Origin of the sequence: Ideonella sp. A 288, assembly GCF_002198735.1 — a bacterium.
Taxonomy (GTDB): Bacteria; Pseudomonadota; Gammaproteobacteria; order Burkholderiales; family Burkholderiaceae_C; genus Pseudaquabacterium.
Window position 1 is genome coordinate 16,646 of sequence record NZ_MWLO01000095.1, and the last position, 13,616, is coordinate 30,261.

A 13,616-nucleotide genomic window follows, 5' to 3' on the forward strand; every position below is an offset into this window, starting at 1 on the left:
GGCTTCCGACAAGGCGGTCGTTGGTTACGGCGGGCGCATTGGGTTTCATTGCGAGCCCACTGTCATTTGTTCACGCGATGCCTGATCCAGCAACGGAGCCGGCGCAGCGCATGGCACGTGCCAAGGGGTGGTTTACAGACACCCCCTTGGTCGATCAAGACCGGCAGTCACATGTGTTCTTCTCTGACCTCTTGGCACCAAGGGCGGTTTTGATCAACGCAGCGTTCGTCGGCTGCTCGTCGGCCTGTCCGTTGCTGACTCAGCAGTTGGCGAGAGTTCGTGATGGCTTGGGTGTCCGTTTCGGCAAGGACATCTGGTTTCTGTCGATCACCGTTGACCCTCTGAGCGACGGCCCTGACGAACTCAAGCGCTTTGCGCAGCGTCAGGGCGCAGACGGTCCGGGCTGGCGCTTTCTTGGTGGAAAACGGGACAATGTGCAACGCGTGTTGTCACGACTGGGTCTCTGGGTTGACGAACCGGACGCACACCAGACCGGACTCATCGCAGGGCGCGCGGCCGTCGGGCACTGGGGCAAACTTCGACCGGATGGAGGTCCGCAGGACATGGTCCAGCAACTGTCGCGGTTCCTTGCCCCCTCGTGACGCCATGCAGGCGGCCTGCATCCGAAGACGTCACTGCTCGGCGTCGAGCCTGCTTCTGGCTACCTTCGTGGCCGTCGTTGGATGCCAGAGTGAACCTGTCCGCGCGGAAGATGGCCGATCGCTCTTTGAGCGTGGAGTAGGCGTCGATGCCGACACGAGCACATCGCCCCGCCAACTGTCTGCGAGGGCTGGTGCAGACGGCAGTTGGGTGCTCCGAGGGCCAGCCGTGGCCTGCGCCAACTGCCATGGGTTCACCGGGGCGGGAGGCGGGGAAGGGTACCTGCGGGCACCGGACCTGCGCTGGCCCCAGTGGTCATCGACTGACGAGCATGTGTTGGCGGCAGCTCGGGTTCGCCTGAGGACTGCCTTGGCCCACGGGCACTCAGCTGACGGACGACGGCTTGCCGCAGCAATGCCGCGATTTGATCTCGACGATGCACAGTTCGAGGCGTTGAGCCAACATCTCAGGACACTGACTGTCCAGCCGAGGATCGCAGCGAAACCGACGCTTGCCCTTTTGCGCATGAGGGATGCAGGCGCGCCGGCGTTTGAGCAGGAGGTCCACCGCTTGCTGACTGCGTGTCTCACCGATCGGCTCAAGGATCGTGCAACGATCGAAGTCGCCGAAGTCTCCGACGCGCAGCAGGCGACACGCCAGTGGGTGCTGTGGCAGAAGAGGCCGGAAGTCGTTGCGGTGCTGGCGCCACCTTGGCGAGGTTGGCGACCGAGCATCGACACATCAAAGGCCGACGGTGGACCATTGACGGCGCTTTTTCCGATCGTCTCCGATCCCGAAGCTTCGAGTCACCACCTTGCGCAATGGCTGTTCGGCGGCGTACTTCCACGGACGGCGGCCCTTGTCCAGACCTGGATGTTGTCCGGGACCCAGAAGGAGCCCCTATGGGTATGGAGCGGTCCTGGCGAACGCGGTGCGGCTCTCTGGTCAGCGCTTGACCAGGTTGCAGCCGTCATCGAGCAAGACACTGGCCGGAGGCCGAGTTGGCGGCGGTTACCGTCTCCGATTCTTCCGAACGGGCAAGCTGGCCTCTGGCTCGATGAGCAGCAGCTGCCCGGACCTGGTTGGTGGTTGGTTCCGGTTGGGGTGCCTTCCAGACCGGGCGAAAACGCAAAGTGGTGGATGGCCAGCCCATACCCCGGAGCGCCTGCCAGAGGGCTCACGGAACGATGGGCCGAGGCAACATGCATGACGACCGCAGCAACACTGACCGAGGTCGAGACGCTGACTCGAGATCGATGGTCATCAACAGTCGGCCGGACCGGCCGGTTGCGTGACAAAGGCGGCTGGGAGTGGCACGTCCCGCTAGATGATCCCGAAGGATATGGAGCATCGGCGGCATGGACAGTTGTCGAGTTCAGGCAGAACGCCCGACCCATACCTGTATCGCCTCAGGTCAATGTGGGCAGACACCGGGCAGTGGCCAGCGACAATCCGCCCGACACGCGGTGAGCCATGTTTGGCAGAAAAGGCCTGGCCTTTGCGGTTGGATTGCGACACCACCGACGCAGCGGCAATGGGCATCGCTGGTGATGTTCGCCGTCCGCTCACGACGGTACATTTTATGGGAACTCCCCTTCTGAGGACGGCAGGCTATTTGATGCGTGCCGAACGCCACCCGTTCGAGGCCTGCAAGTGGGGTGAACGGTCGGTCGATGCTGACGTTGGGTTTTGCGCTGCTGTCGAACTGGAATGAGCGAATTGAGCGGCACGCCGATACGTGAACTGCGACACAAATGAGCTTAGCGCCAGCGTAGCTGCGCCTGATACGAGGGAGGAATCATCCGAAATCCGATATTCGCTGGTCCAGCGAGTCCAGGGCGCGCCCCTGTCATCGGAGATTCGCCTTGAAGCACTGGAAAGTCTGACCTGCCCCCTGTAGCCGTACCAGCGTAAATGCGGAAGTCCGGGTCAATGACCCTGTACCCGTCTCAGTACCGCTCAGAAGTAGAAATTTCCGGCTCTCCAGGGGTCGCCGCTGCCGGTTGCAACCGGCAGCGGCGGGCGAATTCTGCGGGTGTGGTCCATCCTAGCGCGGAGTGGGGGCGGCTCTCGTTGTAGTCCTTGCGCCAAGCCTCGATCTTGGCCTTGGCGTCCTCCAAAGACAAGAACCAGTGTGCGTTCAGGCACTCCTGTCGGAGCCGCCCATTGAAGCTTTCCACCCGTGCGTTGTCTGTCGGCTTGCCTGGTCGACTGAAGTCCAACTCGACGCCCCGTTCGTATGCCCAGCGGTCCATGACCTTGGAGATGAACTCGCTGCCGTTGTCGGTCTTGATGGTTTGCGGCAGGCCTCGGGCCGCGCAGATGCGATTCAATGTCTGCACCACGTCTTCCCCCTTGAGGCTCTGGCCCAGGTCGATCGCCAAGGACTCCCGGGTGAAACAGTCGACCACCGTCAGCATGCGCAGCTTGCGTCCGTCGAACAACGCGTCGGAGACGAAGTCCATGCTCCACAGCTCGTTGATGGCCGCGCACAACTGCTTGGGCTGGCGCCATTTGGCCGCCTTGTTGCGCCGTGGGCGCTTGAGCCGCAGGGACAGGCTGGCGGCCGACAATTACCTTGAGCGCTCAGCGACAACTATCGTGAGCGGTTGACGCACACCGCCGGGGTGCGTTTTGCGGTCGGGTTTCTACAGTGATTGCCTTCGACAGGAAGGCGGCCACGGTGCCCGGCAGACGCATAACGGACCTACAGGTGAACAAGTACAAGGCATTGAGGGGCGAGCACAGCCAGGAGGCGGCGGCCGCCAAGACGGGCATCAGCGTGGCTAGTGCACGTCGTGTGGAATCGGCGCTGGTGCTGCCCTCGCAACGCCCGCCGCGGCACTGGCGCACTCGGGCCGATCCATTGGCCGAGGTGTGGAACAGCGAGGTGGTGCCGATGCTCGAAGGGGCGCCCTCGCTGATGGCGGTGACGTTGCTGGAAGAGTTGCAACGCCGGCACCCTGACCGGTTCGGCGACGCGGTGCTGCGCACGCTGCAGCGCCGTGTTGGCCAGTGGCGCGCCGAGCACGGCCAAGAGCGCGAGATCTACTTCGCTCAGGAACACCCGCCGGGCCGGCTGGGGCTGTCGGACTTCACCGTGGCCGACGAGCTCGACATCAGCCTGGGCGGCCTGGCGTTCCCGCACCGGCTGTACCAGTTCGCCCTGGCCCACAGCGGTTGGCGTCACGTTCGCGTGGTGCTCGGTGGCGAGAGCTTCCAGTCGCTGGCCACCGGGCTGCAAGAGGCGCTGTGGATGGCCGGCGGCGTGCCCGAGGAGCACCGTACCGACAGCTTGTCGGCGGCGTTCAACAACCTGGCCGAGCGCGAGGAGTTGACCACGCGGTACCACGCGCTGTGCGAGCACTACGGGCTGCGCCCCACGCGCAACAACACCGGCGTCAGCCATGAGAACGGCGCCATCGAGGCCCGCCAGGGCAGCCTGAAGAAGGGGCTGGACCAGGCCCTGCTGCTGCGCGGCAGCCGCGAGTTCGCCGACCTGGCCGTCTACGAGCAGTTCGTGGCCGAGACCGTGCGCCGGCTCAACGCCCGCTGCGCCCGTGCCTGGGAGGCCGAGCGCGCTTGCCTGAAGCCGCTGCCGGCTCGGCGCACGACCGACTTCGAGGAGATCGACGCGCGGGTGAGCAAGTTCGGCGTGTTCAGCGCCAAGAGCGTGCTCTACAGCGTGCCGTCCCGGCTGGCAGGCCATCGGCTGAAGGTGCGGCTGCACAGCACACACCTGGACGCCTGGCTGGGCGGCGTGAAGGTCTTCCAGTGCGAGCGGCTGCACGCCAGTGCCGCCGACCGCCACCCTCGGCAGATCGACTGGCGCCACATGCTGCCCAGCTTGAAGCGCAAGCCCGGCGCCTTCGCCCGCTGGGTGCTGCGCGATGCGATGTTCCCGCGCAGCGAGTACGCCCAGGCCTGGGAGCGCATCAGCGCGAAGCTGCCCGAGCGCGCCGCGTGCCGGCTGATGGTCGAACTGCTGGACCTGGCCGACCGGGCCAACGTCGTGGCCGAGCTCGCCGGGGTGCTGGTCACGCTGCAGGCTCACGACGAGTTGCCCGACATCGACGCGCTGCGAGAGCGCTTCGCACCCCGGCCGCCGACGATGCCCGACGTTCAGGTGGAACTGCCCTCGACGGCGGTGTACGACGAACTGCTGGAGGCGGCATGACCAGCGCCGTCACCCCAACCGATGCCGCCAGCTCCGGCGCCGCGGTGCCGATCATGCTGACGGAGTTGCGACTGCCCACCATCAAGCGGCTGTGGGCTGACTTGCTCTTCCTCACGACATGCTCCTGGCCGTCACGGGCCTTCATCATGCCGGTCGTCTCTGTTACCGAACGGTTCGAAAAACTGGGACAGGGTCACGGGCGACGTCGCACCCGTTCGCGTGACCATGTTGCCCGCGTCGGATGCCACGTCAGCGAGGCCCCCTCCTGCATTCTCGGCCGGTGCCCGCCTTGCAGGCCGAGACCGGCCTGTGGTCTGCCATCTTCGCGTCCGACCTTGTACCGATATTCGCCGACGGTCGTTGCCAGCGCGCCTGTGGCCCAGCCTGCCGTGGCAGCTCTCTCCAACGCATGGAGTCTCCCTGCGGCAAGGCCGACTCGGGCCTTGCGGTAACGCAATTTTCCCTGGCGGCGCCGGCCTAAGCTGCACTCAAGGTCCAAGCGATGGGCGAAACATACCAGGGTGCAGTTCAGGTCTGTTGGCTTGACCGGGTCGATCTTGCCTGCGGCAAGTGCATAGACGGCCCGCCATAGCACCAGGCTCTTCGTGCGCTGATCGTGTGGAGCTGTTGCATGGCGCAGGTGCTCTGGTTAAAGGACTTTGATTTAGAGGACATCCGATGCCCCGGCTCTACCGCGTTCTCCTTCTGTGCGGGCTGGCGATTGCCCAGACCTGCGCGTTGGCTCGTGACGCGACCGTCCAGGATGAGCAGCTGTTGGCGCTCAGGTTGGACGCTGCGCGCGAGGTCAAGGCCATGGTCATGGTGCCCGACCAGCCGAAAGCCGTGGCCATCCTGTACCCAGGTGACAGCGGCGCGATAGGCCTGTCGGGCAGCACGGGCATGGTCATACTCAATCAGCTGGGGTTGTTCGATTTCTTGATGCGCGCGCGGAACCACTTCTTCAAGCGTGGCGTGGCGGTCATCGCGCTGGACACTGTGAACGGCCAGCAGATGACGGCCTCGGACCGGGAGCAGTCGGCCCTGGTCGCCGCGGCCATGCTCGACCAGGTGCGAAGGCAGACCGGCTTAGCGCCCTCGCTGCCAGTCTGGGTGATCGGCAGCAGGGAGGGCAGCATTTCGGCGGTGGCCTTGGCCGTGCTCCAGCCGTCGCCGGTGAGCGGGCTGGTGCTGGTCTCCTCTGTCACACGGCCTGGCGCCGCGCAGGGCGACTGGGCCCAGCAGCGTCCGGCAGGCGTGGCCAGCATGGTCATTGGCGGCGTCGACAAGCCTGTGCTGGTGCTGGCGAATCAGGATGACCGGTGCCCGATGTCACCCGTCGACGATGCCAAGAGCCTGTTGGCCGGCTTCTCGAGCAGCCCGCGCCGCGAGGCCAAGGTCATGACCGGCGACAACCCAGTGGGTGATGCTTGTGGGCGTGTCTCACCACACAACTTTTTTGCGCTCGTCGCTCCGGCCGCCGAAGCGATCGTCCAGTTCATGGGGCTCTGAGTGCGACAGCGGCTGAGTCACCTCGTGCCCGTTCATTGTCCGTCACAGGGTTGAAACCACCGGCTTTCAGCCGGTCAGCTTTAGCTTCAAGATGCGGCACCGGAGGTGGCGCGCATGGACTACAGGTACGGAAGTCACACGGTCTATCAGATCGAGTATCACTTCGTCTGGGTGGCCAAGTACCGGTACAAGGTGCTGAGTGGCGAGGTGGCGGTGAGGGTACTTGCGGGCGTCTAGCTCCGGGTGGCTGACTCATGGCCAACGCGCGGGCACGCCTCGATGGGGCTCCATGAAGCTGCCCATCGCGTACGTCGGCTGATGGCCGAGGGCTGCCGGTCGCCACGGCAAGCGAAGGCCTGATCACGGACCGGCCAGGGGCCTGGGCGATAAGAACAAGGATGAACTGCGGCACACCAGAAGCGCCCTACCGGGAATCAGCCATTCCGGCCACGGCGCACGCCGCTTGGCATTCGAGCGGCTGCACTCGGCACACCCCCACAAGCTTCAGTCCCCCACGATGCCATTCCGGATCGCGTACACCGTCAGCTCCGCGTTGTTCTGCAGCGCCAGCTTTTCCAGCACCCGCGCGCGGTACACCGACACGGTCTTGGGCGACAGCTTCAGCGCCTCGGCGATGTCGGACAGGCGCTTGCCCGAGGCGATCAGCATCAGGGTCTGCAGTTCACGGTCGGACAGCTTGTCGTGGGCGTTCTCGCTGGCCGGGGCGGTGAGGCTTTCCACCAGCATCTGCGCGATCTCGGGGGTGACGTACTTGCGGCCCTGGGCCACGGTGCGCACGGCCTGCACGATGAGCTGCGGGTCGCTGCCCTTGTTGACGTAGCCGAAGGCGCCGGCGCGCAGCGACCGGATGGCGTACTGGTCTTCCGGGTACATGCTCACCACCAGCACCTTGACCGACGAGCCCTCGTCCTTCAGCACGTGCAGCACGTCCAGGCCGCTGCGGCCGGGCATGTTGATGTCGAGCACCAGCACGTCGCAGGCCTTGCCGCGCATCAGCGCGCGCAGTTCGCCGTAGTCGGCGGCCTCGCCGACGACCTCGATGTCGGGCGCGTCGGACAGCGTGTCGCGGATGCCGCGCCGGATCAGCGCGTGGTCGTCGCACAGCATCACATGGATCATGGGGCTCCCCAGGACGAGGGATCGTGGTCCTCGTCGTCGTCGTAGGACGGCGCACCGTCTGCGTTGCGTGCCGCCGCCACCGGCACCGACAGCATCAGCACCGTGCCGTCGGCACCGCTGGACACGTCGACCCAGCCGCCCACGGTGTCGGCGCGCTCGTGCAGGCCGCGCAGGCCGAAGCTGCGCGTCTTGGTCAGGTCGTTCTCCGACAGGCCGCGGCCGTTGTCCGACACCTCCAGCGACAGCACGCCGCGGGTCAGCGACAGGTCGATGCCCACGCGCGTGGCACCGGCGTGCTTGCTGACGTTGGTGAGCGCCTCCTGCGCAAAGCGGTAGGCCACCAGCGGCACGCCCACCGGCAGCTGCATGGCCTCGTGGCTGGTGCGGAAGAGGCACGGCGTGCCGTTGCGCTTCTCGAAGCGGCCGGCCATCCATTGCAGCGCCGGCACCAGGCCCTGGTCGAGGATGGCCGGGCGCAGGTTGTGCATGATGCGCTGGCTGGATTCGATGGCGTGGGTGACCGTTTCCAGCGCATTGGCCACGCGCTGCTGCACCTCGGGCGATGGCGCATGGCGGCCGATCCAGGCCAGGTCGAAGCGCAGCGCGGTGAGCGAGCCGCCCACGTCGTCGTGGATCTCGCGGGCGATGGCGGCGCGCTCCATCTCGATGCTGGTCTGCAGGTGCTGGGCCAGTTCGGACAGGCGCTGGCGCGACGCGGCCAGCTCGCGGTCGGCGCGCAGCCGGGCGCGGCGCTCGCGGCCGGCCGCCACCGCATGCTCCACCGCTGGCGCCAGCCGGGTGAGGTTGTTCTTGAGCAGGTAGTCGCTGGCGCCATGGCGCATCGCGGCCACCGCCGTGTCTTCGCCGATGGCGCCCGAGACCAGGATGAAGGGGATGTCGCGCCCGCTGTCCTGCAGGATGCGCTGGGCGGACAGGCCGTCGAAGCCGGGCAGGTTGAAGTCGGACAGCACCACGTCCCAGTCGCGCTCGACCAGCGCCCGGCGGAAATCGACCTCGGTGTCCACCCGCAGGGCGTCCAGATGGTGCCCGGCCCGGCGCAGGTGGGCCATGGCCAGGGCATGGTCGGGCGGCGAATCTTCGAGGTGCAGCAGGCGCAGGGTGCGGGCAGCGTCGGGGGCACTCATGGCCGAAGTATGGCAAACGCGCCGCAGCAAACCGCGCGCCAACGCACGGCCGGCCGGGAAATGCGGTCGGATTGCCGCCGTGATCTGCTCAATGAACCCCGGTGGTGTGCCGAAGAATGCCAAGGACCGAAGCAAGGGGCTGGTCCTCGATCCGAGCCACCGGAGCCAAGATGCCGACACACGATTCGCTGCCAGGGACTGCCGGGCCACCCGCCGGGGCCGAGGCCGCCTGGATGGATGCTGACGCGTTCAACGACGCCGCCGACGACGGGCCGACGCCGCTGCTGCCGATGCTGATGGCCGCCGACCTGCAGGACAACCTGCTGGTCGCCGCCAATGACCTGGAGCGCCTGCAGCGGCTGCTGTCCGATGCCACGCAGACGCTGATGGGCCATTTCCATGGCGCATCGACGCAGATGAACCAGCTGCTGCGCCAGGCGGCGCACCACCCAGAGATCGACGAGCACCAGTTGCACGAGGCCATGCAGCACCTGGCCGGCGCGGTGACGGCGCTGCAGTTTCAGGACATGTCGTCCCAGCTCATCGTGCACATGCTGCACCGCCTGCACCACTGCGCCGACCGCCTGGCCCGTGACGTGATGGGCGACGACGAGGACGGTTCCGTCGTCGTCGAGCCCGCTCCGCTGCGTCCCAGCCCGGTGACGCAGGACGAGATGGACGCCGGCTCGATCGAGCTCTTCTAGACACCCGCATCCCCTACCTTTGCCGAATTCCGGAGATCAGCATGCACTCAATCCTCGCCGTCGACGATTCCGCCTCGATGCGCCAGATGGTCTCGTTCACATTGAAGAACGCAGGTTTCAACGTGGTGGAGGCCGTGGACGGCCAGGACGCGTGGGAGAAGGCCGGCCAGCGCGACTTCAACCTCGTGCTCACCGACCAGAACATGCCCCGCATGGACGGCATCACGCTGACCAAGAAGTTGCGCGACAACCCGAAGTTCAAGGCCACGCCGATCCTGATCCTGACCACCGAGTCGAGCGACCAGATGAAGCAGGCCGGCCGCGCGGCCGGCGCCACCGGCTGGCTGGTCAAGCCCTTCGATCCGGCCAAGCTGATCGAGGTGATCGGCAAGGTCATCCGTTGACGGCTCGCACAGACACACGACAAGGAGCAGTCCGACATGGCTGACACCAGCAACCAGAGCGCCAGCGCGTCCGCGGGCATCGACCTGAGCCAGTTCTTCCAGGTCTTCTTCGAGGAAGCGGGCGAGAACCTGCAGACGATGGAGCAGATGCTCCTCGAACTCGACGTCAACGCCGCCGACGATGAGGAGCTGAACGCGATCTTCCGCTGCGCCCACTCGGTCAAGGGCGGCGCCGCCACCTTCGGCTTCAACGACGTGGCCGAACTGACCCACCAGATGGAGGCGCTGCTGGACAAGCTGCGGCGCCACGAGCTGAAACCCACTGCGCAGCAGGTGGACGTGCTGCTGGCCGCGGGCGACGTGCTCAAGGCCATGCTGGCCCGCCACCAGGGCGTGGGCGGCGATTCGCCCGACACCACCGAACTGCTGGTCACCATCAAGACGCTGTGCGCCGGTGGCCAGGTGGACACCGCCGCCGTGGCCGGCAAGCCCGCCGCAGCGCCGCAGGCCCCTGCGGCGGCGGCACCGTCGCCCGCACCGGTGGCCGCGCCCGGCCTTCGCCAGCTCGAGCTCACCGTGGGCGCGCTGGCCGACCCCTCGCTGGCCGACAACCTGGTCGAACTCTTCAAGGAGATCACCGACCTGGGCACCATCGAGCCGCTGGACGCCGGCCGCGATGCCGATGGCATGCGCCGCTTCAAGATCGTCACGGCCAGCTCGGACGCCGACCTGCTGGACCTGTTCACCTTCCACGTGCCGCGCGAGGCCGTGCGCCTGGGCCCGCTGACCGCCGGCTACGGCTTCCACGAAGGCGCGCCGGGTGCGCCGCCGGTGGAGACACCGTCCGCCGACCAGGGCTACGGCTTCTTCGAGGACGCCCCGGGTTCGCCGGCGCAGATCGCCGCTGCCGCGGCCGCCGCGGCCGCCGCAGCAGGTGCTGCCGCACCGGCCGGCGACTCGGACACGGCGGCCAGGCCCGCCGCCAAGCCGGCGGCGGCCAAGCCCGCCGAGGCCCGCCACCCCGTGGCCCCGCCCGACGCCGCCACGCTGCGCGTGTCGGTGGAGAAGGTCGACCAGCTCATCAACCTGGTGGGCGAGCTCGTCATCACCCAGGCCATGCTGGCGCAGAACAGCAAGGCCATCGACAGCGGCCTGCACCAGCAGCTGATGTCGGGCCTGACCGATCTGGAGCGCAACACCCGCGACCTGCAGGAAGCGGTGATGTCGATCCGCATGATCCCGATGTCGATGGTGTTCAACCGCTTCCCGCGCATGCTGCGCGACCTGGCGGCCAAGCTGGGCAAGAAGGTCGAGCTGGTCACGCAGGGCGAGGCCACCGAGCTCGACAAGGGCATGGTCGAGAAGATCACCGACCCGCTGACGCACCTGGTGCGCAACAGCTGCGACCACGGCATCGAGCTGCCGGCCGAGCGCGTGGCCAAGGGCAAGCCCGAGCAGGGCACGATCACACTGGTGGCATCGCACCAGGGCGGCAGCATCGTCATCGAGGTGCGCGACGACGGCAAGGGCCTGAACCGGCAGAAGCTGTTGTCCAAGGCCCGCGAAAAGGGCCTCGACGCCCCCGACAGCATGACCGACGCCGAGGTGTGGGGCCTGATCTTCGCGCCGGGCTTCTCCACCGCCGAGGTGGTGACCGATGTCTCGGGCCGCGGCGTGGGCATGGACGTGGTGAAGAAGAACATCACCTCGCTGGGCGGCACGGTGGAGATCGACTCGGCCGAAGGCTACGGCATGAGCGTCAAGGTGCGCCTGCCGCTCACACTGGCCATCATGGACGGCATGAGCGTGGGTGTGGGCGAGGAGTGCTACATCCTGCCGCTGGGCTCGGTGGTCGAATCCTTCCAGGTGCAGCCGGGCATGGTCAAGACCATCGGCACCACCGGCCGCGTGGTCGAGGTGCGCGACGAGTTCATGCCGGTGATCGACCTCGAGAAGGTCTTCCAGGTGCCGCGCTTCGACTTCGAGCACGTCAGCACCATCATGGTGGTGGTGGAGGCCGAAGGGGGCCGCGTCGCCCTGCTGGTGGACGAGTTGCTCGGCCAGCAGCAGGTGGTGGTGAAGAACCTCGAGGCCAACTACCGCAAGGTGCCCGATGTGTCGGGCGCCACCATCCTGGGCGATGGCCGCGTCGCGCTGATCCTCGACGTGGGCACGCTGGTGCGCCGCAGCCGCCACTGACGACCCCGGGAACCTGCCATGTCCACGCCCGCGCTGCTCAGGCGCTTCACGATCCGCTCGCGCATGAACGGCGCGATCGTCATCGTGCTGGCACTGTTCGCCATCGTCGGAGCCGCCGGCATGGCGGGCGGCCTGACGCTGTCGCACCTGAACACCGAGTTCATGGCCCACTCGCTGAAGGAAGTGCACGACGTGGGCGAGATCCGCCACGCCCTGGGCGTGGTGCGGCAGCACGAAAAGAACATGGTCATCGACTACGAGGACGGCGTGGCCGTGCTCAAGCACCGCGAGGCCTGGACGGCCGACCTGGCCCGGGTGAAGACCGCCTTCACCGAGTTGCTGGCCGGCGACGAGGACGACGACAACCCGATCGCCCGCGAGTCGATCGAGAAGCTCGCCGCCTATGCCACGGCCACCACCCTGGTGCTGAACCAGATCCAGGACGGCGCCTACGACTCCGCCCGCGTGGCCGACCGCATGCTGGGCCGGGCCAAGGAACACATGCAGGCGGTGGAGAAGAATGTCGACCGCATCGCGCAGATCGTCGACAACGAGGCCAAGGCCACCCGCGCCGAGTTCGAGGACACGATGCAGCGCGCGCTGTGGGGCTTCGTCGCGGTGCTGGTGCTGGTGGTGGTGACGGTGGTGCCGATGACGCTGCTGAACGCCCACTCGATCATCGAGCCGGTGGATCGGGCCCGGGCGCTGGCCAACGCCATCGCCGCGGGCGACCTGTCGAGCACGATCGATGTGGACGGTGCAGACGAAGCCAGCGAACTGCTGCTCGCGCTGTCGCGCATGCAGCTGTCGCTGTCGGGCCTGGTGCGCGACATGGGGCGCACGGCCAGCACCATCCAGACCGCGGGCAGCGAGATCGCCTCGGGCAACCGCGACCTGTCGCAGCGCACCGAGCAGGCCGTCGGCAACCTGCGCCAGACGGCCAGTTCGATGGACCACCTGACCAGCGCGGTGCGCCTGTCGGCCGAATCGGCCACCACCGCCAACCAGCTGGCCAGCAGCGCCGCCGAGGTGGCCCACCGCAGCGGCGAAGCCGTCGGCCAGGTGGTGGAGACCATGGCCGAGATCGATGCGGCGTCGCAGAAGATCGCCAGCATCATCGGCGTCATCGACGACATCGCGTTCCAGACCAACATCCTGGCGCTGAACGCCGCAGTGGAAGCCGCGCGCGCCGGCGAGCAGGGCCGCGGCTTTGCCGTGGTGGCCTCCGAAGTGCGCTCGCTGGCGCAGCGGGCGGCCGATGCCGCGGGCGAGATCAAGACGCTGATCAACACCTCGGTCGAGAAGGTCGAGCACGGCAGCCGGCTGGCGCAGCGCGCGGGCGGCACGATCCGCGAACTGGTGACCAGCGTTCAGCGCGTGTCCGACATCATCGGCGAGGTCACCACCGCCGCCAACGAACAGAGCGCGGGCATCAGCCAGATCAATGCCGCAGTGGCCGACCTCGACCGCATGACGCAGCAGAACGCGTCGATGGTGCAGGAATCGGCCAGCGCCGCCGACGACCTGCGCGTGCAGGCCACCACGCTGACCAGCCGCGTGAACCGCTTCCAGCTCGCGGTGGTGAGCACAACGGTCGATCGGTCGCACGCCTTCGAGGCGACGCCGGCCCAGACTGCCGCACCGGCGCCGGCATCGGTCGACAGCCCCTCAGAATCTTTCTGAGCGCGCGCGTCGGCACCCTACAGCCCGGGCCCGGAACGGCCGATACCCCAGACAA

At 67.1% G+C, this 13,616-nt stretch carries 10 protein-coding genes and 2 pseudogenes; 9 read left to right on the forward strand and 3 right to left on the reverse strand.

Translation table 11 applies throughout. The features are described from left to right. Window positions 1-110: 110 nt before the first annotated feature. Together EOINJALH_RS08830 and EOINJALH_RS33465 are read left to right on the forward strand one after the other, a co-directional pair. The gene (locus EOINJALH_RS08830; protein ID WP_158219700.1) at window positions 111-602 is read left to right on the forward strand and encodes an SCO family protein; all 492 of its coding nucleotides are present in this window, start codon (window positions 111-113) and stop codon (window positions 600-602) included. A gap of 4 nt (window positions 603-606) precedes the next feature. After that, window positions 607-2,070, forward strand: coding sequence for a c-type cytochrome (locus EOINJALH_RS33465; RefSeq protein WP_404872747.1), 1,464 nt, complete (start codon window positions 607-609; stop codon window positions 2,068-2,070). Between the two features lie 479 nt (window positions 2,071-2,549). Here EOINJALH_RS33465 and EOINJALH_RS08835 read toward each other — a convergent pair. Beyond that, a pseudogene (locus EOINJALH_RS08835) lies at window positions 2,550-3,158 on the reverse strand (IS3 family transposase); the annotation flags it as partial. Window positions 3,159-3,283: 125 nt separating this feature from the next. On the opposite strand from EOINJALH_RS08835, the gene istA reads away from it, so the two are divergent. The 3 genes and pseudogenes from istA to EOINJALH_RS08850 all read left to right on the forward strand — a co-directional run. Beyond that, window positions 3,284-4,777, forward strand: a complete 1,494-nt coding sequence (gene istA, locus EOINJALH_RS08840) for an IS21 family transposase (protein WP_088279996.1) — start codon at window positions 3,284-3,286, stop codon at window positions 4,775-4,777. Window positions 4,778-5,455: 678 nt separating this feature from the next. Beyond that, complete coding sequence (locus EOINJALH_RS08845) at window positions 5,456-6,286, forward strand: hypothetical protein (RefSeq protein ID WP_088279989.1); 831 nt, start codon at window positions 5,456-5,458, stop codon at window positions 6,284-6,286. Window positions 6,287-6,400: 114 nt separating this feature from the next. After that, window positions 6,401-6,508, forward strand: a pseudogene (locus EOINJALH_RS08850) (transposase); the annotation flags it as partial. 282 nt (window positions 6,509-6,790) lie between these two features. Here the strand turns inward: EOINJALH_RS08850 and EOINJALH_RS08855 are convergent. Then, window positions 6,791-7,426, reverse strand: coding sequence for a response regulator transcription factor (locus tag EOINJALH_RS08855; protein ID WP_088279990.1), 636 nt, complete (start codon window positions 7,424-7,426; stop codon window positions 6,791-6,793). Then, complete coding sequence (locus tag EOINJALH_RS08860) at window positions 7,423-8,571, reverse strand: histidine kinase (RefSeq protein WP_088279991.1); 1,149 nt, start codon at window positions 8,569-8,571, stop codon at window positions 7,423-7,425. The genes EOINJALH_RS08855 and EOINJALH_RS08860 overlap by 4 nt, the downstream gene beginning before the upstream one ends. A 233-nt stretch (window positions 8,572-8,804) precedes the next feature. Between EOINJALH_RS08860 and EOINJALH_RS08865 the strand changes: the two genes are divergently transcribed. The 4 genes from EOINJALH_RS08865 to EOINJALH_RS08880 are packed head-to-tail and all read left to right on the forward strand — an operon-like array spanning window position 8,805 to window position 13,561. Continuing rightward, window positions 8,805-9,275, forward strand: a complete 471-nt coding sequence (locus EOINJALH_RS08865; RefSeq protein WP_088279992.1) for a hypothetical protein — start codon at window positions 8,805-8,807, stop codon at window positions 9,273-9,275. Window positions 9,276-9,316: 41 nt separating this feature from the next. Continuing rightward, window positions 9,317-9,679 (forward strand): response regulator, encoded by a 363-nt coding sequence (locus EOINJALH_RS08870; protein WP_088279993.1) that lies wholly within the window; start codon window positions 9,317-9,319, stop codon window positions 9,677-9,679. 36 nt (window positions 9,680-9,715) lie between these two features. Further along, window positions 9,716-11,878, forward strand: coding sequence for a chemotaxis protein CheA (locus EOINJALH_RS08875; protein ID WP_088279994.1), 2,163 nt, complete (start codon window positions 9,716-9,718; stop codon window positions 11,876-11,878). A gap of 18 nt (window positions 11,879-11,896) precedes the next feature. Further along, window positions 11,897-13,561, forward strand: coding sequence for a methyl-accepting chemotaxis protein (locus EOINJALH_RS08880; RefSeq protein ID WP_088279995.1), 1,665 nt, complete (start codon window positions 11,897-11,899; stop codon window positions 13,559-13,561). Window positions 13,562-13,616: the final 55 nt, after the last annotated feature.